Origin of the sequence: Pseudomonas sp. TMW22090 (genome assembly GCF_022496665.1) — a bacterium.
In the GTDB taxonomy this organism is placed as follows: domain Bacteria; phylum Pseudomonadota; class Gammaproteobacteria; order Pseudomonadales; family Pseudomonadaceae; genus Aquipseudomonas; species Aquipseudomonas gregormendelii.
Genome location: NZ_SCFH01000003.1, coordinates 328,168 through 350,001, shown reverse-complemented (window position 1 = coordinate 350,001; position 21,834 = coordinate 328,168). Strand labels below are relative to the sequence as shown.

Genomic DNA, 21,834 nt, shown 5'->3' with positions numbered 1-21,834 from the left:
CGTCACATTGAACATCCAACTGCCTGAAAGATCGCTATCGTGAGCAAGCTTTGCTCCTACGGTGCGGTACCTGCGAAATACCAGCCCCTGTCCGTTACTGTTCCCTGCAGCGGCACATCCCAGCTCGCTTGAGCCAGTCGCTCGACTTTCTGACATTCATGAGCCAGCCCCAGCAGCGTCGGCTTGCGCCAGCTTTTGCGGCGTGCCAGATACGCCAGGCTCCTGTCATAAAAACCGCCACCCATGCCCAGGCGTCCGCCGACGTCGTCAAAACCGACCAATGGCAGCAGGACCAGGTCGAGCGTCCAGACTTTGCGCTGCGAAGCGAGGTTGGCTCGGGGCTCGAGGATGCGAAAGCGGTTGGGCTTGAGTTTTTCCCCGGGGCGAATTCGCTGGAACACCATGCGCGTGCGTGGCCAGGCGCTGAGCACTGGCAGGTACGTCACTTTGCCTCTTTGCTGAGCCGCACGCAGCAGCAGGCGCGGATCAATTTCACCGTCGGTGGGTAAGTAGAGCGAGATATGTTTTGCGCGGCGAAACAGCGGATGCTGGGCCAGTTGCCTATACAGCCCGCGAGCGGCCTGGCGTTGTTGACTGGGAGTCAGTGCGCGGCGAGCCTTGCGCAGCATGCGTCGAAGTTGCGGGCGGGGCAGCAGCGCAGGTTCGGTCATGAATTCGGGCTCGCGGGTCGGGTGACTAAATCGTACCCGTAAAAAAGCCGATGCCGGTAACGAAACCGGCATCGGACTGGAATCAGGCTCCCCGGATGAACCGCTGCTGACTTAGCCCTTGAACCCGAAAGTTCAAGGTGGAAGATGCAGTAGGCTTTAAGGCTTTCCGTCTAGCGGACATGCACACCAGCCCAACGTGCAACCTCCAGGGTAGTGCGAATCGGCTCAGGGACGTGGTCAACTGGCAAGCACCCCAGGGAGTGATGCGAGTATACCCCAAGCAGTCACACGAATCAGCCCTTGGTGACGTCCGGATCGGTAGCGAGCACCAGATCGACACGATCGAGCAGGTCGCGAACCTGCTCGCGGGTCGAGCCGCTGGCCTGTACATCCGGGCGTTCTTCCTTGTGCAGGAGGTCGTGCGTGATGTTCAGCGCGGCCATCACGGCAATGCGATCGGCACCGATGACTTTGCCGCTGCTGCGGATCTCGCGCATCTTGCCGTCCAGGTAACGGGCGGCGCTCACCAGGTTGCTGCGCTCTTCCTGGGGGCAGATGATCGAATATTCTTTATCGAGGATCTGCACGGTAACGCTATTGCTTGAACTCATGAGTCTTGCTCCAGGGCCTTGAGGCGCGAAATCATCGATTCGACCTTACGCCGAGCGATTTCATTTTTTTCAATGAGGTGCGCGCGTTCCTCGCGCCAGGTCTTTTCCTGAGCTAATAGGAGTCCGTTTTGGCTCTTTAGTTGCTCGACCCGGTTAATTAACAACTCGAGTCTGGCCATCAGCGCTTGCAGGTCGGTGTCTTCCATTGTCTTCACTGTCTGATGGGTGTCGGACTGCAGGAGCGAGCTTGGTCGGGGCGGCGATCCGACGATGAACCCGAGAACGCTGCGGGGGGGGCACGTACACCGCGTTATCGTTTGCGACCATCGTCGGATCGCCGCCCGGAACAAGCTCGCTCCTGCAGAGGAGTCGATGTAGGATACAAGGCCTTCATTCTAGACATAGCGCCGTCTGGCGCCTAGCTGCCCATGCCCATTCAGAATTCCCCGTACCAAGCCTTCGCCACCCTGCTGACTTCCAGCGGGCATAACGTCTCGCCCGCTGAGCTGCACGGGCTGTTGCTCGGCCGTAGCTGCGCCGGTGCCGGCTTCAATGCCGACGAGTGGCTGATCGATGCCGCCGAGCTGCTGGAAAGCGAGCCTCAGGACAACGTCCGCAACGCCTTGATCGGCTTGCAGGAGATGGTCAAAGGCGAGCTCACCGGCGACGACGTTACCGTCGTTCTGCTGCTGCCGACCGATGACGAACCACTGGCTGACCGCGCCGCCGCGCTGGGCCAATGGTGCCAGGGTTTCCTCAGCGGTTTTGGCTTGAACTGCCGTGACAGCAGCATGCTGAGCACCGAAGCCACAGAAGTGTTACAGGATCTGGCAGCCATTTCCCAGGTGCAGGACGCCCTGGAAGAGTCCGACGACGGCGAAAGCGATTACATGGAAGTGATGGAGTACCTGCGAGTAGCACCGCTGCTGCTGTTCTCCGAAACCAGGAAGCCGGATGCACCGGCTGCCGCCAAGCCGTCACTGCATTAATCGTCTGCCAGGGAAAGCCATCTGCCCATGATTCATATCCCGAAATCGGAATACAGCCGTCGCCGCAAGGCCCTGATGGCGCAGATGGAGCCCAACAGCATTGCCATCCTGCCCGCTGCAGCGGTGGCCATTCGCAATCGTGACGTGGAGCACGTCTACCGTCAGGACAGCGACTTCCAGTACCTGAGCGGTTTTCCCGAGCCCCAGGCCGTGCTGGTGCTGATGCCTGGGCGGTCACATGGCGAGTACATTCTGTTCTGCCGTGAGCGCAATGCCGAACGCGAGTTGTGGGACGGCCTGCGTGCGGGTCAGGAAGGCGCGATCCGCGACTTTGGCGCCGACGATGCGTTTCCCATTACCGACATAGACGACATCCTCCCGGGCCTGATCGAAGGGCGCGACCGGGTGTATTCGGCCATGGGCAGCAATCCGGAATTCGATCGGCACCTGATGGACTGGATCAACGTGATCCGCTCCAAGGCCCACCTGGGCGCCCAGCCGCCGAACGAATACGTTGCCCTGGATCATCTGCTGCACGACATGCGCCTGTATAAATCGGCGGCAGAAGTGAAGGTGATGCGCGAGGCCGCACGGATTTCCGCCCAGGCGCATATTCGTGCGATGCAGGCCAGTCGGCCCGGTCTTTACGAATTCAGCCTGGAAGCCGAGCTGGACTACGAATTCCGCAAAGGCGGGGCGAAGATGCCGGCTTACGGCTCGATTGTCGCCGCGGGGCGCAACACCTGCATCCTGCACTACCAGCAGAACGACGCGCTGCTCAAGGATGGCGATCTGGTGCTGATCGACGCCGGTTGCGAGATCGACTGCTACGCCAGCGACATCACCCGCACCTGGCCGGTGAATGGCAAGTATTCGGCTGAACAGAAGGCGATATATGAACTGGTGCTGGCTTCCCAGGAAGCCGCGTTCGCCGAAATAGCGCCAAACAAACACTGGAACCAGGCGCACGAAGCTACGGTGCGGGTAATCACCTCGGGCCTGGTGGAGTTGGGTCTGCTGCAGGGCGATGTCGATGAGCTGATTGCCAGCGAAGCCTACAAGGCTTTCTACATGCACCGCGCCGGGCACTGGCTGGGCATGGATGTGCATGATGTCGGCGAGTACAAGGTTGGCGGCGAGTGGCGGGTGCTGGAAGTCGGCATGGCACTGACGGTGGAACCGGGCATCTACATTGCCGCGGACAATCAGAAAGTTGCGAAAAAATGGCGCGGCATTGGCGTGCGCATCGAGGACGACGTGGTGGTGACCAAGACCGGTTGTGAAATCCTGACCAGAGGCGTACCGAAGACGGTCGCCGAGATCGAGGCCTTGATGGCTGCCGCACGGGCACAAGCGGCATGAGTCGGGCAAACCTGGCAATCATCGGGGGTGGCCTGGTCGGCGCCAGTCTGGCCCTGGCGTTGCAGGCTGGAGCCAAGGCCCGTGGCTGGAAGATCGTGCTGATCGAGCCGTTTGCGCCCGGCGACACCTACCAGCCAAGCTATGATGCGCGTTCCTCGGCGCTGTCCTACGGCGCCCGACAGATTTATCAACGGCTGGGCGTGTGGCAGGAGATTACCCGCCGCGCCGAGCCGATCAAGCAGATCCACGTCTCTGACCGCGGCCGCTTCTCTACCGCGCGCCTGTCGGCGATGGAGGAGGGCGTGCCGGCGCTGGGTTATGTGGTGGAGAACGCCTGGCTTGGACAGTGCCTGTGGCAAGCGCTGGACAAGGACGTCATCACATGGCGCTGTCCGGCGGAAGTCACCGCCATGGAGCCGCTAACCGATGGTTATCGCCTGACCCTCAACGATGAAACCACCCTGGAATGCGACCTCGCCGTGCTGGCTGATGGTGGTCGCTCCGGGCTGCGCGAGCAATTGGGCGTGGGCATCCGCAAGCGTCCGTACAACCAGAGCGCACTGATTGCCAACATCACCCCGAGTGAATCCCATAACGGCGTGGCGTTCGAGCGTTTTACCGACGACGGCCCGATGGCATTGCTGCCATTGCCGGACAACCGCTGCGCACTGGTCTGGACGCGCCAGGGGATGGACGCGCAGCGCCTGGCGGCGCTGGACGAGCGTGCATTCCTCAGTGAGCTGCAGGGTGTTTTCGGTTATCGCCTTGGCACCCTCAAGCAGGTCGGTGCGCGACATCTGTACCCTTTGACGCTGATTGAGGCCGAGGAGCAGGTGCGTCCGCACCTGGCAATTCTCGGCAATGCGGCACATAGCCTGCACCCGATTGCCGGCCAGGGTTTCAACCTGTCGCTGCGTGATGCCCAGGCCCTGGCCGATGCGCTGCTGGCGAGCGCAAAAGCCCCCGGCGATTTCGCCACCCTGCAGGCTTACCGCGAGCGTCAGCGCCTGGATCAAAACTTGACGGTCGGCTTCTCGGACCAGGTCACTCGCTTGTTCGGCAGCACCCAGCCACTGGTTTCCCTGGGTCGCAATCTCGGCCTGCTGGGCCTGGACCTGCTGCCGCCGGCCAAGCGCTGGTTCGCCCGGCAGGCCATGGGACTGGGTACCCGTCCCGATGCTTGACTGGTTGAGCAAAAATTTTGGCAAGGCACGGCTGATGCGCTGGGCGATGACCCTGTACCCGCCGTACCTCGGTGCCGGCGTCCGTGTGCAGCACATCAGCGATGACTTTCGTGACGTGCGGGTGCGCATGGGGCTGGGCTGGTACAACCGCAATTATGTCGGGACCCAGTTCGGCGGCAGCCTGTATTCGATGGTCGATCCGTTTTTCATGTTGATGCTGATGGAGAACCTCGGTCACCGGTACATCGTCTGGGACAAGGCCGCCGATATCGATTTCATTGCGCCCGGCAAGGGCCCGGTATTCGCCCGGTTCACCATTGACGATACCTTGCTCGATGAGATCCGCCGGCAAACGGCCGATGGCAAAAAATACCTGCCGCAGTTGCAGGTCGATATTCATGACGGCGCCGGCCAGTTGGTGGCGCGGGTCGGCAAAACCCTTTACGTGCGGCTCAAGCCGCAAGCGAGACAGGCATAAGCATGGAAATGCGCGCAGATCTGCTGATTGTCGGGGCCGGAATGGTCGGCAGTACCCTGGCGCTGGCGTTACAGGGCAGCGGGCTGGAAGTGCTGCTGCTGGACGGCAGCCCCATGAGCGTCAAACCCTTCGACAACCAGGCGCCGTTCGAGCCGCGGGTGAGTGCCCTGTCGGCCGCCAGCCAGCGGATTCTGGAGCGTCTGGGTGTTTGGGATGGCATCGCCAGCCGGCGCACCAGCCCCTACACCGACATGCACGTATGGGACGGCAGTGGCACCGGGCAGATTCACTTCTCGGCGGCCAGTGTTCACGCCGAAGTGCTTGGGCACATTGTCGAAAACCGCGTGGTTCAGGATGCCTTGCTCGATCGCCTGCACGACTGTGACCTTGGCCTGCTGGCCAATGCACGCCTGGAGCAGATGCGTCGTTCCGGGGATGACTGGCTGCTGACCCTGGCCGACGGTCGCACGTTGCGCGCACCGCTGGTGATCGCTGCCGATGGCGCCAATTCGGCGGTACGGCGCCTGACCGGCATGGCCACGCGCGAGTGGGATTACCTGCACCACGCGATCGTCACCAGCGTGCGCAGTTCCCACTCACATCAGATGACCGCCTGGCAACGCTTCACCGACCATGGGCCCCTGGCCTTCCTGCCGTTGGAACGCGACGGTCAGCAGGATTGGTGCTCGATTGTGTGGTCGACCACCCCCGGCGAAGCCGAGCGGCTGATGGGGCTGGACGAACAAGGTTTCTGTCGCGAACTGGAGCGGGCCTTCGAAGGTCGACTCGGCACCGTGCTGGGTGCCGATCCACGCGTATGCGTGCCATTGCGCCAGCGCCATGCCAAGCGCTATGTCGCTGAAGGCCTGGCATTGATTGGCGATGCAGCCCACACCATTCACCCGCTGGCTGGCCAGGGCGTGAACCTGGGGTTCCTCGATGCAGCGGTACTGGCGGAGGTCCTGCTGCAAGCGCTCGAGCGCGGCGAGCGCCTGGCGGACCCGAAGGTTCTGAGCCGCTACGAGCGTCGGCGCATGCCCCACAACCTGGCGCTGATGGCGGCGATGGAAGGCTTTGAACGTTTGTTCCAGGCCGATCCGTTGCCGGTGCGCTGGTTGCGCAATGCCGGTTTGAAGCTGGTGGACCAGATGCCCGAGGCGAAGGCGCTGTTCGTGCGCGAGGCGCTGGGGTTGACCGGGGATTTGCCGGCGCTGGCCAAGATCTGACCCTTTGTTGGGGCGAAGGGCAAGATCTTGCAGGAACTGCCGAAGGCTGCGACTTTTGATCTTGAATGTGTTTGGTTCGCGGAAAAGCAAAAATCAAGTCTCAGCCTTCGGCAGCTCCTACGACAGATCGCAGCCATGCAACATCTGGTAACTCCTCCACCCACTCATCGATTGAGAAGGCAAATGTGAGTCCTTATCATTTCGCCTCACACTTCAATCGAGAGAACGCTCCCATGTTGGCACCGAAGCGTCTACTGACCGCACTCGCCCTGACCCTGATCGGCAGCACCATCGCCCAGGCTGCCGATGAGGTAGTGGTTTACTCGTCGCGTATCGACGAGCTGATCAAGCCGGTTTTTGATGCCTACACCGCAAAAACCGGGGTGCAGGTCAAATTCATCACCGACAAGGAAGCGCCGCTGATGCAGCGGATCAAGGCCGAAGGCGAGAATGCCACGGCCGACCTGCTGCTCACCGTCGATGCCGGCAACCTCTGGCAAGCGGAGCAGATGGGCATCCTGCAACCGTTCACCTCCAAAGTGATCGACGCCAACATCCCCTTGCAGTACCGCTCGTCGGCCCACGCCTGGACCGGCCTGAGCCTGCGAGCGCGGACCATTGCCTATTCGACGACGCGAGTGAAACCCGGCGAGTTGACCACCTATGAAGGCCTGGCCGACAAGAACTGGGAAGGGCGACTGTGCCTTCGCACGGCGAAAAAGGTCTACAACCAGTCCCTGACCGCGACCATGATCGAAGTCCATGGCGCCGACAAAACCGAGCAGATCCTCAAGGGCTGGGTGAACAACCTGTCCACCGACGTTTTCTCCGATGACATCGCCGTGCTGGAAGCGATCAACGCCGGCCAATGCGATGTGGGCATCGTCAACACCTACTACTACGGCCGCCTGCACAAGCAGAAGCCGGACCTGGCGGTAAAGCTGTTCTGGCCTAACCAGGGGGATCGCGGGGTGCACGTCAACCTGTCGGGTATCGGCCTGACCAAGCATGCGCCACACCCGGAGGCGGCCAAGGCGCTGGTGGAATGGATGACGACCCCTGAAGCGCAAAAAATCTTCGCCGACGTGAACCAGGAATTCCCGGCCAACCCGGCTGTGCCGCCGTCCGCTGAAGTGGCGAGCTGGGGCAAGTTTGTCGCCGACACCTTGCCGGTGGAAATTGCCGGCAAGCGTCAGGCGGAAGCGATCCGGATGATGGATCGGGCTGGCTGGAACTGAGTCGGGTTCTTTAAAGATCAAAAGATCGCAGCCTCCGGCAGCACTTACAGGGTGTACATAATCCCAATGTAGGCGCTGCGGGAGGCTGCGATCTTTTTGCGTTTTCCCTACACTGCACGATTTTCCCGCGAGAGCGCTTCCTTGGCCCACCCCGCCCAACGCCGCTGGTATCCCCTGGTCTTCGCCATCGCTGCGCTGGTCCTGCTGCCCCTCAGTGTCTTGCTGTTGTCATGGAAGAGCATCGATTACCAGATCTGGTCCCACCTCTGGGACACCCAGATGCCGCGGCTGCTGGGCAATACGCTGACCCTGGTGGTCGGCGTCGGGGTCGGCGTTACGTTGCTGGGCGTCAGCCTGGCCTGGCTCACCAGCCTCTGCGAATTTCCCGGGCGTCGTTGGCTGGATTGGGCGCTGATGCTGCCGTTCGCGATCCCTGCGTACGTGCTGGCCTTTGTCTTCGTCGGGTTGCTGGATTTCGCCGGTCCCGTGCAAACCTTGCTGCGTGAATGGTTCGGCACCGGGCTGCGGCTGCCGCGAGTGCGCTCGACCGGTGGCGTTATACTGGTTCTGGTGCTGGTGTTCTATCCCTACGTTTACCTGTTGGCGCGCACTGCGTTTCTGGCCCAGGGCAAAGGCTTGATGGAAGCTGCGCGCGTCCTTGGCCAGTCCCCGTGGCAGGCGTTCTGGCGAGTGGCACTGCCCATGGCTCGCCCGGCGATCGGCGCCGGCGTGGCGTTGGCCCTGATGGAGACCCTGGCGGATTTCGGGGCCGTGTCGGTGTTCAACTTCGATACATTCACGACAGCTATCTACAAGACCTGGTATGGATTCTTCAGCCTGTCCACGGCGGCTCAGTTGGCCAGCCTGTTGCTGCTGGTAGTGATGCTGGTGCTGTACGGCGAGCGACGGGCCCGTGGCGCCAACCGGGCAAGCAACGAGCGGCCGCGGGTCAAGGCGCTGTATCACCTGCGCGGATTCAAGGCGGTCGCCGCCATGAGTTGGTGCGGGCTGGTGTTCGCCTGTGCCTTCGTCATCCCCATGCTGCAACTGGTCGTGTGGTTCTGGCAGCGGGGGCGCCTGGACCTCGATGAGCGCTACGCCGGGCTGATCGTTCATACCCTGTATCTGGGCGCCATGGCTGCGTTGATTACCGTCAGCGTCGCGCTGGTGCTGGCATTCGCCCGCCGCCTGGCGCCGACCCGGGCAATTCGTTCCGGCGTAAGCCTGGCCAATCTGGGATACGCCTTGCCCGGGTCGGTTCTGGCGGTTTCGATCATGCTGGCATTCAGTTATCTGGATCGCGAACTGGTGATTCCGCTGTCCGGTTGGCTGGGCGGGGCGGGCAAGCCGCTGCTGCTGGGCAGCCTGTGCGCGTTGCTGCTGGCCTACCTGGTGCGATTCATAGCCGTGGCCTACGGCCCCCTGGAAAGCAGCCTGGCGCGTATACGGCCATCATTGCCCGAAGCGGCACGTAGCCTCGGCGTCAGTGGCCCGCGACTGTTTTTCAAGGTGTATCTGCCGTTATTGCTCCCGGGGACCTTGAGCGCTGCCTTGCTGGTATTCGTCGACGTGCTCAAGGAAATGCCCGCGACCCTGCTGATGCGCCCGTTTGGCTGGGACACGCTGGCGGTCCGGATCTTTGAAATGACCAGCGAGGGCGAGTGGGCGAGGGCGTCTTTGCCGGCGCTGACGCTGGTTATGGTGGGACTGTTACCGGTCATCGGATTGATCAGACGCTCGGCGCATCGAAACGCCTAGGTGCCAGTCCTACACCTTGCAGCTACAATGCGCGGCATTCGGTGCGGCATGTACTACAGCTCTGGTCGCTGAAATCGGCTCAAAGCCCTCTAATTCAAGGCTTTCAGCCCATGCAGAACTTGCCCGCACCTTCGCCACGCCCGGAAGGAGAAACCCATGGGACAGCGTACGCCTCTGTATGACCTTCATCTCGCCCTCGGCGCGAAGATGGTCGATTTTGGCGGTTGGGATATGCCCCTGCATTACGGCTCGCAGGTCGAGGAACACCACCAGGTGCGCCGCGATTGCGGGGTTTTCGATGTATCCCACATGACCGTGATCGATATCAGCGGCCCCCAGGCCAAGGCCTGGCTCCAGTATTTGCTGGCCAATGATGTCGAGCGACTGCACAGCCCCGGCCGTGCCTTGTACAGCACCATGCTCAACGAGCGGGGCGGCATCGTCGATGACATGTTGGTCTATCGACTCGAGGACGGTTATCGGTTGGTGGTCAACGCTTCCACTCGCGACCAGGACCTGGCCTGGATGCAGGCGCATCTCGACGGGTTCGATGTGCAACTGGTTGAGCGCTCGGAACTGGCCATGCTGGCCATCCAGGGCCCCCAGGCTCGACACAAGATATGCGAACTCGTCTCCCAGTCCCGTGGCAACCTGATCCAGCTGCTCAAACCGTTTGAAGGTCGCAGCGATGGTGACTGGTTCATCGCCCGCACCGGCTATACCGGTGAAGACGGGCTGGAAATTGTCCTGCCCGCCAGTCAGGCGCCGGGCTTCTTCAACGACCTGGTTGGCGCGGGCATTTCGCCGATCGGCCTGGGTGCGCGCGACACGTTGCGGGTTGAAGCCGGCATGAACCTTTACGGCCAGGACATCGATCAGGAGGTTTCGCCCCTGGTTTCAAACATGGCCTGGAGCATTGCCTGGGAACCGGCCAGTCGCCTGTTCGTCGGCCGCGCGGCCCTGGAAGGCGAGCGGGCCGGAGGCATTCAACACAAACTGGTCGGCCTGGTGCTGGAAGAGCGTGGGGTACTTCGCGCTCATCAGGTCGTTCGCATAGCCGATGTTGGCGAAGGAGAGATCACCAGTGGTAGTTTCTCTCCTACGCTTAGCAAGTCGATTGCACTGGCGCGCGTGCCGATGGCCACTGCCGACCGCGCCGAAGTGGAAATCCGTGGCAAGTGGTACCCGGTTCGAGTGGTCAAACCGACCTTCGTACGCCATGGCAAAACCTTGATCTAACTTTTTTGGCGGGCAATGACCGCTGATATTTATTCCCGAGGACACAGAAATGAGCAATATCCCTGCCGACCTGCGTTTTGCCGAAAGTCACGAATGGGCCCGTCTTGAAGCCGATGGCACCGTTACCGTAGGCATCAGCGACCACGCTCAGGAAGCCCTGGGTGACGTAGTGTTCGTCGAGCTGACTGAAGTCGGTAAAGTCTTCGCCGCTGAAGATCAGGCGGGCGTAGTCGAGTCGGTGAAGGCCGCTTCGGACATCTATTCCCCGATTGCCGGTGAAGTGGTTGCAGTCAACGAAGAGTTGGGCGGTTCGCCCGAGTTGCTCAACACCGACCCGTACGGCGCTTGGATCTTCAAGCTCAAGCCAAGCAACGTGGCTGACCTGGACAAGCTGCTCGATGCCGGCGCCTACAAAGCCGCTATCGGCGAGTAAGCGTTCAGCGCCACCCCAAAGCCCCGACCTGTCGGGGCTTTTTTTCGATCTTTTGATCTTCGCGGACACCGCGACGGTGCCTGCTATGCTGGTTTGACCCGTGTTACATCGACGCCGAGCGCCACTCAAGAGAGAGCCCGTCATGTCCCAGTTACCGTCCCTGAGCCAGTTACGCGACCCCAATGCCTTCCTTCGCCGGCACCTGGGCCCCGATGCCGCCGAGCAGCAAGCCATGCTCGACAGCCTGGGCATCGGTAGTCGTGTCGAGCTGATCGAGCAGACGGTGCCGCCGGGTATTCGCCTGAACCGTGCCCTTGATCTGCCCCCCGCACTCGACGAAGAAGCCGCTTTGGCCAGGCTGCGCGGTTATGCCCGGCAAAACCAGGTCTGGACCAGCCTGATCGGCATGGGCTACCACGGCACCCTCACGCCGCCGGTCATTGTGCGTAACGTCCTGGAAAATCCAGGTTGGTACACCGCCTACACCCCTTATCAGCCCGAGATCGCCCAAGGCCGACTGGAGGCGCTGCTGAACTTCCAGCAGCTGACCATCGACCTTACCGGGCTGGAGCTGGCCAATGCCTCGCTGCTGGATGAGGCCACGGCGGCGGCGGAAGCCATGGCGCTGGCCAAGCGCGTGGCCAAGTCGCGAAGCAACCTGTTCTTCGTCGATGAAAACTGTCATCCGCAGACTATTTCGGTGGTGAAGACCCGCGCAGAAGGTTTCGGTTTCGAGCTGATCATCGCCTCGGTGGACAACCTCAGGCAGCACCAGGTCTTCGGCGCGCTGCTGCAATATCCCGACACCCATGGCGAAATTCGCGATCTGCGCCCGCTGATTGATCACTTGCATGCACAGCAGGCGCTGGCCTGCGTGGCGACCGACCTGTTAAGCCTGCTGATGCTCACAGCGCCGGGAGAGCTGGGGGCCGACGTGGTGTTCGGCTCGTCCCAGCGATTTGGCGTGCCCATGGGCTACGGCGGCCCCCATGCGGCATTCTTTGCCAGTCGCGAAGAGTACAAACGGGCGATTCCGGGGCGCATCATTGGTGTGTCCAAGGATGCGCGCGGTAACGTCGCCTTGCGCATGGCCCTGCAGACCCGCGAGCAACATATTCGCCGCGAAAAGGCCAACTCGAACATCTGCACCGCCCAGGTCCTGCTCGCCAACATTGCCAGCTGCTACGCGGTCTACCACGGACCTGAAGGGCTCAGGCGCATCGCCCAAAGGGTTCATCGCCTGACCTGCATCCTGGCGGCGGGACTTGAGCGCCACGGCATCATCCGTCTCAATCAGCACTTCTTCGACACTCTGACCCTGGAGGTCGGCGGTACACAGACGGCGATCATCGAAAGCGCCCGGGCGGCGCAGATCAACCTGCGCATCCTGGGGCGCGGGCAACTGGGTCTAAGCCTGGACGAAACCTGCGATGAAACTACCGTGGCCCGATTGTTCGATGTGTTCCTGGGTGCCGATCATGGGCTCATCGTCGAGGAAATGGACGCGCAAGCCCTGGCCAGCGGTATTCCAGAGGCGTTGCTCAGGACCTCTCCCTACTTGCGCCACCCGGTGTTCAACGCCCATCACAGCGAAACCGAAATGCTGCGCTACCTCAAGCAGCTGGAGAACAAGGACCTGGCGCTCAACCAGTCGATGATCCCGTTGGGCTCCTGCACCATGAAGCTCAACGCTACCAGCGAAATGATCCCCATCACCTGGCCCGAGTTCGCCAACCTGCATCCCTTCGTGCCGAGGGAGCAGGCGGCGGGGTATACGTTGATGATCGAGGAGCTGGAGCGCTGGCTCTGCGCGATCACCGGATTTGACGCTATTTGCATGCAGCCCAATTCCGGCGCCCAAGGCGAATACGCCGGGCTACTGGCGATTCGCAAATACCATGAGAGCCGGCAGCAGGGCGCGCGGGATATCTGCCTGATTCCCTCTTCGGCCCACGGTACCAATCCTGCTTCGGCGCAGATGGCCGGGATGCGTGTGGTAATCGTCGAGTGCGACGAGGCAGGTAATGTCGATCTCGACGACCTGAAAGACAAGGCCGCCGCAGCAGGGGACAAACTCGCCTGCCTGATGGCGACGTATCCTTCAACGCATGGTGTGTACGAGGAGGGGATCAGCGAAATTTGCGAAGTTGTCCACAGCCAGGGTGGCCAGGTGTACATGGACGGCGCCAACCTGAACGCCCAGGTCGGGCTGGCGCGCCCGGCCGACATTGGTGCGGACGTCTCGCACATGAACCTGCACAAGACCTTTTGCATTCCCCATGGCGGGGGCGGGCCGGGCATGGGGCCGATCGGCGTGCGGGCGCACCTGGCGCCTTTCGTGGCCAATCACCCCGTCGTGCCGATTGACGGGCCGCTGCCACAGAATGACGCCGTGAGTGCCGCTCCCTGGGGCAGCGCGAGCATTCTGCCGATCAGCTGGATGTATATCGCGATGATGGGGCCACAGTTGGCGGATGCCAGCGAAGTGGCGATTTTAGCGGCCAACTACCTGGCACAACATCTGTCCGGGGCTTTTCCCGTCCTCTACACCGGGCGCAACGACCGGGTCGCGCATGAATGCATTCTCGACTTGCGCCCCTTGAAAGCGTTGACCGGGATCACTGAGGAAGACGTTGCCAAGCGTTTGATGGACTACGGTTTTCATGCCCCGACCATGTCGTTTCCGGTGCCCGGGACCTTGATGGTGGAGCCTACCGAAAGCGAATCGAAAGCGGAGCTGGACCGCTTCATCGGCGCGATGCTCAGCATTCGCGCGGAAATCACCGAGGTACAGAACGGCAACTGGCCAGCTGAAGACAACCCGCTCAAGGGCGCGCCACATACGTTGGCCGATATCACCGGGGTTTGGGAGCGGCCCTATAGTATCGAGCAAGCGGTGACGCCGGATGCCCATACCAGGGCGCACAAGTACTGGCCGGCGGTGAATCGGGTGGACAATGTGTACGGCGACCGCAACCTGTTTTGCGCGTGCGTGCCGGTGGATGATTACCGCTGATAGACCCCTGGCACGTGGATAATCACAGAGGAATATCACGGGGGACGCAGAGGTACGTCAGGCAAAAAAATGCCACTCATGGGAGCGGCATTTTTGTTCAGCCAACAGGCTTACTCCGAGGCAATGGCATTCTTCGCCAAAATCGCATTGGCCAGTTCCATGTCCGTGGCCTGCAGGCCAGGATTGTCGGCGCGGACCTTCTGCATGGCGGCTTCCAGGTACGGGCCGCGGATGCCGCCGTCACTGGCGACGAAGCTACCTGCGTCATCTTGAGCCGCGACAATCAGCTTGTGATCCTTGAACGTCAGGTAAGTCGAACCGGTGGTGGCGCCGGACGAGATGACGTTACGCCAAAAGCTGTCGGCCATCGCCGATCCGACTGGAAGGGACAGCAAGGCGAGGGTAGCGACAGCACACTTGAAACGCATGATGGGTGACTCCACTGGATTAACTACCCTGTTGGATCGCCAATCTGGCAATCCAGTTCCGTGGTGGCTCACTCGGAAGGTTCAACCAGCAGGATCGCCCCTTGCTGCCCCGTCACCCGCACCCGACTGCCGGGGGCCGCATCGGGTCCGCGGGCCATCCACACGCCGTCGGCCACCTTGATCTTGCCGCGTCCGTCGACGATCGCTTCGTGCACGACAAAGGTCCTGCCGATCAACTCCTGCCCTCGCAAGTTGAGGTTCGGCTCGTCACTCTGGCGTACTGCGCTGCGCTGGCGTCGCCACCAGTACAGCGCCGTGGCGATAGAGAGCAAGCCGAACAGCAGGAACTGCACCTCCCAGGCCATTCCCGGTAGCAGGAAGGTCAGCACGCCAACAGCCGCGGCGGCCATGCCGATCCACAGCAGATAGCCGCCGGCTCCGAACACTTCAAGAATCAGCAGCAGCGTGCCGACGGCCAGCCAGTCCCAGAACGACAGATTTTGCAGGAATGCCCACATGGTATGCCTCAGGCCTTCTTGTTATCGAACGTCGCCTTGACGATTTCGCCGATGCCGCCGACCGCGCCGATCATCGAACTGGCCTCAAGCGGCATCAGGATCACTTTGCTGTTGTTGGCCGAGGCCAGTTTGCCCAGCGCATCGATGTACTTCTGCGCGACGAAGTAATTGACCGCCTGCACGTTGCCGCCGGCGATCGCTTCCGACACCACCTTGGTGGCCTGGGCTTCGGCTTCGGCTTGACGCTCCCGGGCTTCCGCTTCGAGGAATGCGGCCTGGCGACCACCCTCGGCTTCGAGGATCTGCGCCTGCTTCTTGCCTTCGGCGGTGAGGATCGCTGCTGCACGCAGGCCTTCGGCCTCGAGAATCTGGGCGCGCTTGATCCGCTCGGCCTTCATCTGCCCGGACATCGCGGCCATCAGGTCGGCAGGCGGGCTGATGTCCTTGATTTCGATTCGGGTGATCTTGATGCCCCACGGTGCAGTCGCCTCATCGACGGTGCGCAGCAGTTTTTCGTTGATCCCGTCACGCTGGCTGAGCATCGCATCCAGCTCCATGGAGCCAAGGACGGTACGGATGTTGGTCTGCAGGAGGTTGCGAATCGCGTGTTCGAGGTTGTTGACCTCATAGGCCGCCTGCGCCGTATTGACCACCTGGAAGAAGCACACCGCATCGATCTGCACCGTGGCGTTGTCGGCGGTGATGACTTCCTGCGGCGGAATATCCAGCACGCTTTCCATCACGTTGATTTTGCGGCCGATGCGGTCCATGACCGGAATGATGATGTTCAGGCCGGGCTTGAGGGTGTTGGTATAACGGCCGAATCGTTCGACCGTCCATTGATAACCCTGGGGCACGACTTTGAAACCCATGAAAAGAATGGCGACCACCAGGCCGACAAAAAGCAGGAGCACGGTACCGATCTGCATAACAATTCCCTGTTGAGTACATCAATGAATTCTCGATCGCAGAAGTGTAGCGGTGCAGGTCGTGGATATGAACCGGAACCGGGCTCTCGCATCATCAAGAGACACAAAGGATTATTTCTGCTCGCTCTGTGGCGTGACCCGCAGCACCTCTTCGATGGTCGTCAGCCCCGCCGCGACCTTCTGTGCACCGGATAATCGCAGGCTGCGCATGCCTTCCTTGAAAGCCTGCCTGCGCACCGCCAGCAAGTCGGTATCGGGACTGATCAGCGCCTTGATTCCGTCGGTCAGCTGCATGATTTCATACACCCCCGCACGTCCACGATAGCCGGTGTCACGACACTCCAGGCAGCCGATGGCGCGCTGTGCGTTACCTGGCAGCGGTGCCTGCCATGGCCTGGTCAGGGTTTGCCAGTCTTCTTCGCCCAGGGCCAGCGGCGCCTTGCAGTGCGGACAAAGGGTGCGTACCAGGCGCTGGGCCATGACGCCGAGCACCGTGGCCTTGATCAGGTAGTGCGGCACGCCCAGTTCCAGCAGGCGGCTGATGGCACTGGGTGCATCGTTGGTATGCAGCGTGGACAGCACAAGGTGGCCGGTGAGCGCCGCCTGGATCGCCATTTCAGCGGTTTCGAGGTCGCGGATCTCGCCAATCATGATGATGTCCGGGTCTTGCCTCATCAGCGCGCGCACGCCGGCGGCAAAGGTCAGGTCGATGTTGTGCTGGACCTGCATCTGGTTGAACGCCGGCTCGACCATTTCGATCGGGTCCTCGATGGTGCAGAGGTTGACCTCGGGCGTCGCCAGCTTTTTCAGGGTGGTATAGAGCGTGGTGGTCTTGCCGGAACCGGTCGGCCCGGTGACCAGGATGATGCCGTTGGGCTGGCGGGTCATGTCCTGCCAGCGGCGCAGGTCTTCGGCGGAAAAACCCAGCTGATCGAAGTCCTTGAGCAGCACTTCCGGGTCGAAAATCCGCATGACCATTTTTTCGCCGAACGCCGTCGGCAACGTCGACAGGCGCAGCTCGACCTCACCCCCGTCCGGGGTCTTGGTTTTTACTCGGCCGTCCTGGGGTTTGCGTTTTTCTGCAACGTTCATCCGGCCCAGGCTTTTCAGGCGGCTGACGATTGCCATGGTCACCTGCGGCGGGAATTGATAGACGTTGTGCAGCACACCGTCGATGCGAAAGCGCACGGTGCCCTGCTCACGCCGTGGCTCGATGTGAATATCGCTGGCGCGCTGCTGGAAGGCGTACTGGAACAGCCAGTCGACGATGTTGACGATGTGCGCGTCGTTGGCATCCGGTTCCTGGTCGCTGGCGCCAAGGTTGAGCAACTGTTCGAAGTTGCCCATGGAATTGATCTGCTGATCACCGGTGGTCGCGCCGCTGACCGATTTGGCCAGGCGGAAAAACTCCACGCTGAAGCGCTGGATGTCCACCGGGTTGGCGACCACCCGTTTGATCGGCAGCTTCAGAACATGGGTCAGGTCGGCTTCCCAGCCGTTGACGTACGGCTGGGCGCTGGCCACGGTAACGGCGTCGCGGTCGACCGAGACGGCAAGAATCTTGTGGCGCTGGGCGAACGCGTAGGACATCAGCGGCGTGATGGCCGCGACATTGATCTTCAGCGGGTCGATGCGCAGGTAGGGTTGGCCGGCCTGCTGCGACAGCCAAAGGGTCAGGCTTTCCAGGTCGAGATGTTTGCCGGGGCGGCTGAGATCATCGAGATGCTGGCCGGCGATGAACTCCAGTGGGTGCAGTTGGCCATTAGCCGCGTGGCGCCGTCTGGCATTGAGTGCGAGTTCGGCCGAGTCCTGGCTGATAAAACCTTGGGCGACCAGTTCGCGCAGCAAATCATTGAGATCCAGCCAGCGGTCCTGAATGGCGAGTTGAACGGACATGCGGGCTCCTCATGAACAACAGTGCGCAAAGGATAGACGCGCAGCCGCCAATCGTTGGGCCACTACCCGACGAAGCCGTATCGAGGGGTTTCAGCCTGCCGCTTGAGCCGCGATATTCCAGGAGGAATCGGCGTTTTGCAGATCGACCGAGCAGACGCTGATCAGATTACGCAATTTTTCCGCTATCACCTGGGCACGATGCCAGCTCAGACCATCAATGACGATATCCATCGACAACAAATCGTCGCTGCGCTGCACATTGACCTGGTGCGGGGTGAGGCATTGCAGGGCAAACAGATTGAGCGCGCGACACAGCAGGTCGGGTTCGGCTTCGCCCAGCAGCTGGTAGTGCACGCGGCAATGGGCGGTATGGACGTTCCACGCATCGGGGCGCAAGTGGGGACTTTTTACGGCTTCGAGGTGAGGCATGGGGCAGGCTCCAGGATCAATGGAGGAATTTTTACATTCGAAGCCGGGTATTTCTTATCTATGATGGACCTAATTGGCGATTCTTCGAATCGTACAATTCAATTTAGTAGGGTTAGCGGGTTTATTTATGCACAGTGATTTGGATGGCTACGACCGCAAGATTCTTGCCCTGTTGCAGGAAGATGCTTCGCTCTCCAGTGCGCAGATCGCCGAGCAGGTGGGGTTGTCGCAGTCGCCCTGCTGGCGGCGTATCCAGCGGATGAAGGAGGAGGGGATTATTCGCGGCCAGGTGACGCTACTGGATCGCAAAAAGATCGGGCTGAATACGCAGATTTTCGCCGAGATCAAGCTCAACGCCCATGGGCGCTCGAACTTCACCGAGTTCACCGAGGCGATTCGCGGTTTCCCCGAGGTGCTGGAGTGTTATGTACTGATGGGTTCGGTGGATTTTTTGTTGCGGATCGTCACGGCGGACATCGAGGCGTATGAGCGGTTTTTCTTCGAGAAGTTGTCGATGGTGCCGGGGATTCAGGAGGTGAACTCGATTGTGGCGTTGTCGGAGATCAAGTCGACGACCAGTTTGCCCGTGCTGCGGTGAAGCAAAAGATCGACCACAGCACGGCAGCTCCTGCGGAGGAGTGTGTACACCCGTAGGAGCTGCCGGAGGCTGCGATCTTTTAACGATGTTACATACGCAGCAACATTTTCCAGGCACGGTTCTGATAAACCGCAATCGCCTGCTGCTTGCGCGCATCCAGGGATTCGTCGCTAATCGGCTCGTTGGCCAGTTGCGCCAGCTGTTTCAGCTCCCCGTACAGGCGATCCATTTCCGGGATCTCCAGCACGCCGCGGGCATGGTGCAGCCAGGACTGGATGCGCTCGATGCGCGGCAGTTGCTCGGCGAGGTCTTCCGGTTGCTGCTGATAGCGCTGCAGCTGCAAGGAGGTTGCCTCTTCGCCCAGCAGGCGTGGAAGCCAGCTGCCCAGTTGCGCTGCGCCTTGGCGATTGCCACGTACGTTACGCTCGGCGGTCCAGGTACGGGCCAGCAACCAGCGCGAAGTGTTGAGGGAGAACAGACCCCAGCGCGGGTCTTCGAGCTCTTCCAGGAATTGTTCAGGCGCGGCTTTGCGCACATCCTCGTCATCCACCCCGGCCTGGACCAGTGGGCGCCAGTCTTCGAGCAACGCGTCCAGCGCGACTCGCAGGTCGTGGGTCGATTGACGCGGTGCGGCTTGCCCCAGGCTGCTGAGCAGTGCGCGCATTTCAGCCAGGTTCTCGACCCAGTCCTGCAGCAAACGCCAGTGGCCATTGAAGCGGTACTGCTCGGCCAGGCGCTGGCTACTGCCCAGCAAATGCCAGCACAGCGCGGCAAATGCGTCGTCCAGCGGCATTTCGGCGCTGATTTGCGGTGCCGGCAGGCTCAGTGAATAGCTGTTGGCGTCGTAGAGGCGATAACCGCGCTCGGCCTTGCTGATGTCACACGGCATCAACGCCAGGGTCGCGGCCAGTTCGGCAGCGAGTTCCAGCAGGGCGGCAGGTTCACCTTCGCGCAGTTCCAGTTCCAGCTCGCAGATTTCTTCTTTCTGCTTGCCGACCACTACATGGCCCAGGTCCAGCGCGGCTTCGATGACCACCTTGGTTTTGCCACGGCCCCAAGCGATTTCGGCACGTTCGCGAACGAAGTCGGTGGTGAAGATGGCTTTGAGGGTTTTCTTGTCCAGCTCGGCCAACTCTTCAGGCCAGCATTCGCCGTCGAGTTTTTTCACATCGAGCTTGGCTTTGGGCAGGTTCCAGTCGTATTCGTTACGCTCGGACAGACCGGCAACGCTGTGGCCGCGGGTCTTGAGGGTCTGAATCACTTCTTCGCCATCACGGCGCAGGCGCAGGGCAACCTTGGCGCGGGCCAGGTCGCGCTCAGGCGTGTCGAAGTACTGGTTCATCAGTTCACGGCGTTCCCAGCCACTTTTGTTGCGTTTTTTCAGTAGCGGGTGCTCGCGCAGAGCAGCGAGGGTTTCGCGGCTGACGCGGAGTTTGATTTCGGTTTCTTTCTGCATGGCCGGAAAATCCAGGATCGGGAGCGCAGCCGGTGGAATGTGTGGCTGCCAAGGCCGTGCAGTGTACAGGACTCATCCATCCTACGTGCCGCGACGGTTTATTCCTGTCGCCAGATAGCTCTATGATGGACTTCAATTCGGGAGTTGGAGTCAGCGATGCCTTTGCCGTCCATGAAAGATCAGTTCGCTGCGCTGATCGCTGCACCGTCTGTCAGTTGCACCCAGGCCAGTCTCGATCAGACCAACCGCCCGGTCATCGACCTGCTGGCCACCTGGCTGGGCGACCTGGGTTTTGCCTGCGACATCCAGCAGGTCAGCCCCGGCAAATTTAATCTGCTCGCCAGTTTCGGTTCCGGCCCTGGTGGCCTGGTCCTGGCCGGGCATAGCGACACCGTGCCGTTCGATGGCGCCTTGTGGCAGACCGATCCACTGAAGCTGACCGAAGTCGACGGCCGCTGGGTGGGTTTGGGCAGTTGCGACATGAAGGGTTTCTTCGCTTTGGCGATCGAAGCCGTCATACCCTTGCTCGACCAGCCGTTCAAACAGCCGCTGTTGATCCTCGCCACCTGCGATGAAGAAAGCTCGATGTCCGGTGCCCGCGCGCTGGCCGCAGCCGGACGGCCGCTGGGGCGCGCGGCAGTGATCGGCGAACCGACCGGCCTGAAGCCGATCCGCATGCACAAGGGCATCATGATGGAGCGCATCGACATCCTCGGGCAGAGTGGCCATTCCTCCGACCCCCGCCTGGGACACAGTGCCCTCGAAGCGATGCACGATGCCATCGGTGAGCTCCGTGGCCTGCGCTTGCTCTGGCAACGCGAGTTTCGCAACCCGCAGTTCGGCGTACCCACGCCCACCATGAACTTCGGGTGCATTCACGGCGGCGACAACCCCAACCGGATTTGCGGGCAGTGCTCTCTGGAGTTCGATTTGCGACCGCTTCCAGGCATGGACCCGAAGGCCCTGCGCGCGGAAATTCTGCACCGGCTCAAGCCGGTTGCCGAACGGCATCAGGTAAAAATTGATTACGCGCCGCTATTCCCTGAAGTGCCGCCGTTCGAGCAGGCCGAAGACGCTGAATTGGTACGCGTCGCCGAAAAGCTCACAGGTCACATGGCCGAAGCAGTAGCGTTCGGCACCGAAGCCCCTTATCTTCAGCGCCTTGGTTGTGAAACGCTGGTGCTTGGCCCTGGAGATATAGCCTGTGCCCACCAGCCGGGGGAATACCTCGAAATGTCACGTTTGCAGCCTACGGTGCATCTATTACGTCAACTGATTGAACATTACTGCCTGATGCCGGCCAAATCTGTCGGTTGAACGCTACCTCCGTAGGCGCTGCCGCAGGCGGCGATCTTTTGATCTTGTTTTCAGGAGC

General features: G+C 61.3%; 21 protein-coding genes and 1 other RNA gene. 12 read left to right on the top strand and 10 right to left on the bottom strand.

Annotated features, from left to right (window positions below; all coding sequences use genetic code 11):
- Positions 1–56: 56 nt before the first annotated feature.
- The 4 genes from EQV97_RS10855 to EQV97_RS10840 form a co-directional block, all read right to left on the bottom strand.
- Complete coding sequence (locus EQV97_RS10855) at positions 57–671, bottom strand: 5-formyltetrahydrofolate cyclo-ligase (protein WP_240888928.1); 615 nt, start codon at positions 669–671, stop codon at positions 57–59.
- An 84-nt stretch (positions 672–755) separates the two neighbouring features.
- A non-coding RNA gene (ssrS, locus tag EQV97_RS10850) (6S RNA) lies at positions 756–934 on the bottom strand.
- A 30-nt stretch (positions 935–964) separates the two neighbouring features.
- Positions 965–1,282, bottom strand: coding sequence for a cell division protein ZapA (locus EQV97_RS10845; protein WP_007942435.1), 318 nt, complete (start codon positions 1,280–1,282; stop codon positions 965–967).
- Positions 1,279–1,488, bottom strand: coding sequence for a TIGR02449 family protein (locus EQV97_RS10840; protein WP_003213954.1), 210 nt, complete (start codon positions 1,486–1,488; stop codon positions 1,279–1,281). The genes EQV97_RS10845 and EQV97_RS10840 overlap by 4 nt, the downstream gene beginning before the upstream one ends.
- Before the next feature lie 222 nt (positions 1,489–1,710).
- Here EQV97_RS10840 and EQV97_RS10835 point away from each other — a divergent pair, with 222 nt between their 5' ends.
- From EQV97_RS10835 to gcvP, 10 genes are all read left to right on the top strand, one after another.
- Positions 1,711–2,271 carry a YecA family protein gene (locus tag EQV97_RS10835; RefSeq protein WP_045059649.1) on the top strand — a complete coding sequence of 187 codons (561 nt, stop codon included), beginning with the start codon at positions 1,711–1,713 and terminating at the stop codon, positions 2,269–2,271.
- A gap of 27 nt (positions 2,272–2,298) precedes the next feature.
- Positions 2,299–3,633 carry a Xaa-Pro aminopeptidase gene (gene pepP, locus EQV97_RS10830; protein ID WP_045059648.1) on the top strand — a complete coding sequence of 445 codons (1,335 nt, stop codon included), beginning with the start codon at positions 2,299–2,301 and terminating at the stop codon, positions 3,631–3,633.
- A complete protein-coding gene (ubiH, locus tag EQV97_RS10825; RefSeq protein WP_045059647.1) occupies positions 3,630–4,817 on the top strand; it encodes a 2-octaprenyl-6-methoxyphenyl hydroxylase in 1,188 nt (395 codons plus the stop codon). Before pepP ends, ubiH begins: the two co-directional genes overlap by 4 nt.
- Positions 4,810–5,295: a DUF4442 domain-containing protein gene (locus tag EQV97_RS10820; protein ID WP_122841057.1), complete on the top strand. Its 486-nt coding sequence runs from the start codon at positions 4,810–4,812 to the stop codon at positions 5,293–5,295. Before ubiH ends, EQV97_RS10820 begins: the two co-directional genes overlap by 8 nt.
- Before the next feature lie 8 nt (positions 5,296–5,303).
- The gene (locus EQV97_RS10815; protein WP_163019523.1) at positions 5,304–6,521 is read left to right on the top strand and encodes a 2-octaprenyl-3-methyl-6-methoxy-1,4-benzoquinol hydroxylase; all 1,218 of its coding nucleotides are present in this window, start codon (positions 5,304–5,306) and stop codon (positions 6,519–6,521) included.
- 233 nt (positions 6,522–6,754) lie between these two features.
- Complete coding sequence (locus EQV97_RS10810) at positions 6,755–7,759, top strand: extracellular solute-binding protein (protein WP_045059644.1); 1,005 nt, start codon at positions 6,755–6,757, stop codon at positions 7,757–7,759.
- A gap of 141 nt (positions 7,760–7,900) precedes the next feature.
- A complete protein-coding gene (locus EQV97_RS10805; protein WP_122841059.1) occupies positions 7,901–9,517 on the top strand; it encodes an iron ABC transporter permease in 1,617 nt (538 codons plus the stop codon).
- A gap of 156 nt (positions 9,518–9,673) precedes the next feature.
- On the top strand, positions 9,674–10,756 hold the full coding sequence (gcvT, locus tag EQV97_RS10800; protein WP_240888927.1) for a glycine cleavage system aminomethyltransferase GcvT: 1,083 nt from the start codon (positions 9,674–9,676) through the stop codon (positions 10,754–10,756).
- A 49-nt stretch (positions 10,757–10,805) separates the two neighbouring features.
- Complete coding sequence (gcvH, locus tag EQV97_RS10795; protein WP_122841061.1) at positions 10,806–11,189, top strand: glycine cleavage system protein GcvH; 384 nt, start codon at positions 10,806–10,808, stop codon at positions 11,187–11,189.
- Positions 11,190–11,331: 142 nt separating this feature from the next.
- Complete coding sequence (gene gcvP, locus EQV97_RS10790) at positions 11,332–14,205, top strand: aminomethyl-transferring glycine dehydrogenase (RefSeq protein ID WP_122841062.1); 2,874 nt, start codon at positions 11,332–11,334, stop codon at positions 14,203–14,205.
- A gap of 110 nt (positions 14,206–14,315) precedes the next feature.
- Here the strand turns inward: gcvP and EQV97_RS10785 are convergent, their stop codons facing one another.
- From EQV97_RS10785 to EQV97_RS10765, 5 genes are all read right to left on the bottom strand, one after another.
- Complete coding sequence (locus EQV97_RS10785) at positions 14,316–14,633, bottom strand: DUF2388 domain-containing protein (RefSeq protein ID WP_122841063.1); 318 nt, start codon at positions 14,631–14,633, stop codon at positions 14,316–14,318.
- A 68-nt stretch (positions 14,634–14,701) separates the two neighbouring features.
- Entirely contained in the window at positions 14,702–15,151 is a 450-nt protein-coding gene (locus EQV97_RS10780; RefSeq protein ID WP_122841064.1) for an NfeD family protein, read from the bottom strand.
- A gap of 8 nt (positions 15,152–15,159) precedes the next feature.
- Positions 15,160–16,080: an SPFH domain-containing protein gene (locus EQV97_RS10775; RefSeq protein ID WP_045059637.1), complete on the bottom strand. Its 921-nt coding sequence runs from the start codon at positions 16,078–16,080 to the stop codon at positions 15,160–15,162.
- A 111-nt stretch (positions 16,081–16,191) separates the two neighbouring features.
- Entirely contained in the window at positions 16,192–17,976 is a 1,785-nt protein-coding gene (locus EQV97_RS10770; protein WP_045059636.1) for a GspE/PulE family protein, read from the bottom strand.
- A gap of 90 nt (positions 17,977–18,066) precedes the next feature.
- Complete coding sequence (locus EQV97_RS10765) at positions 18,067–18,405, bottom strand: hypothetical protein (RefSeq protein WP_122841066.1); 339 nt, start codon at positions 18,403–18,405, stop codon at positions 18,067–18,069.
- Positions 18,406–18,532: 127 nt separating this feature from the next.
- On the opposite strand from EQV97_RS10765, the gene EQV97_RS10760 reads away from it, so the two are divergent.
- Positions 18,533–19,003: an Lrp/AsnC family transcriptional regulator gene (locus tag EQV97_RS10760; protein WP_045059634.1), complete on the top strand. Its 471-nt coding sequence runs from the start codon at positions 18,533–18,535 to the stop codon at positions 19,001–19,003.
- 88 nt (positions 19,004–19,091) lie between these two features.
- Here EQV97_RS10760 and EQV97_RS10755 read toward each other — a convergent pair whose 3' ends face one another.
- Positions 19,092–20,459 (bottom strand): CYTH domain-containing protein, encoded by a 1,368-nt coding sequence (locus tag EQV97_RS10755; protein WP_122841067.1) that lies wholly within the window; start codon positions 20,457–20,459, stop codon positions 19,092–19,094.
- Between the two features lie 156 nt (positions 20,460–20,615).
- Between EQV97_RS10755 and argE the strand changes: the two genes are divergently transcribed.
- Positions 20,616–21,776, top strand: coding sequence for an acetylornithine deacetylase (argE, locus tag EQV97_RS10750; protein ID WP_240888926.1), 1,161 nt, complete (start codon positions 20,616–20,618; stop codon positions 21,774–21,776).
- The last annotated feature ends 58 nt before the right edge of the window (positions 21,777–21,834 follow it).

Coding starts and splice junctions, on each gene's coding strand:
- EQV97_RS10775 (WP_045059637.1), bottom strand. CDS start 16,080: ATGCAGATCGGTACCGTGCTCCTGCTTTTTGTCGGCCTGGTGGTCGCC.
- EQV97_RS10760 (WP_045059634.1), top strand. CDS start 18,533: ATGCACAGTGATTTGGATGGCTACGACCGCAAGATTCTTGCCCTGTTG.
- EQV97_RS10820 (WP_122841057.1), top strand. CDS start 4,810: ATGCTTGACTGGTTGAGCAAAAATTTTGGCAAGGCACGGCTGATGCGC.
- EQV97_RS10845 (WP_007942435.1), bottom strand. CDS start 1,282: ATGAGTTCAAGCAATAGCGTTACCGTGCAGATCCTCGATAAAGAATAT.
- EQV97_RS10815 (WP_163019523.1), top strand. CDS start 5,304: ATGCGCGCAGATCTGCTGATTGTCGGGGCCGGAATGGTCGGCAGTACC.
- EQV97_RS10855 (WP_240888928.1), bottom strand. CDS start 671: ATGACCGAACCTGCGCTGCTGCCCCGCCCGCAACTTCGACGCATGCTG.
- EQV97_RS10755 (WP_122841067.1), bottom strand. CDS start 20,459: ATGCAGAAAGAAACCGAAATCAAACTCCGCGTCAGCCGCGAAACCCTC.
- pepP (WP_045059648.1), top strand. CDS start 2,299: ATGATTCATATCCCGAAATCGGAATACAGCCGTCGCCGCAAGGCCCTG.
- ubiH (WP_045059647.1), top strand. CDS start 3,630: ATGAGTCGGGCAAACCTGGCAATCATCGGGGGTGGCCTGGTCGGCGCC.
- EQV97_RS10770 (WP_045059636.1), bottom strand. CDS start 17,976: ATGTCCGTTCAACTCGCCATTCAGGACCGCTGGCTGGATCTCAATGAT.
- EQV97_RS10835 (WP_045059649.1), top strand. CDS start 1,711: ATGCCCATTCAGAATTCCCCGTACCAAGCCTTCGCCACCCTGCTGACT.
- EQV97_RS10780 (WP_122841064.1), bottom strand. CDS start 15,151: ATGTGGGCATTCCTGCAAAATCTGTCGTTCTGGGACTGGCTGGCCGTC.
- gcvP (WP_122841062.1), top strand. CDS start 11,332: ATGTCCCAGTTACCGTCCCTGAGCCAGTTACGCGACCCCAATGCCTTC.
- EQV97_RS10840 (WP_003213954.1), bottom strand. CDS start 1,488: ATGGAAGACACCGACCTGCAAGCGCTGATGGCCAGACTCGAGTTGTTA.
- EQV97_RS10765 (WP_122841066.1), bottom strand. CDS start 18,405: ATGCCTCACCTCGAAGCCGTAAAAAGTCCCCACTTGCGCCCCGATGCG.
- gcvH (WP_122841061.1), top strand. CDS start 10,806: ATGAGCAATATCCCTGCCGACCTGCGTTTTGCCGAAAGTCACGAATGG.
- EQV97_RS10785 (WP_122841063.1), bottom strand. CDS start 14,633: ATGCGTTTCAAGTGTGCTGTCGCTACCCTCGCCTTGCTGTCCCTTCCA.
- gcvT (WP_240888927.1), top strand. CDS start 9,674: ATGGGACAGCGTACGCCTCTGTATGACCTTCATCTCGCCCTCGGCGCG.
- argE (WP_240888926.1), top strand. CDS start 20,616: ATGCCTTTGCCGTCCATGAAAGATCAGTTCGCTGCGCTGATCGCTGCA.
- EQV97_RS10810 (WP_045059644.1), top strand. CDS start 6,755: ATGTTGGCACCGAAGCGTCTACTGACCGCACTCGCCCTGACCCTGATC.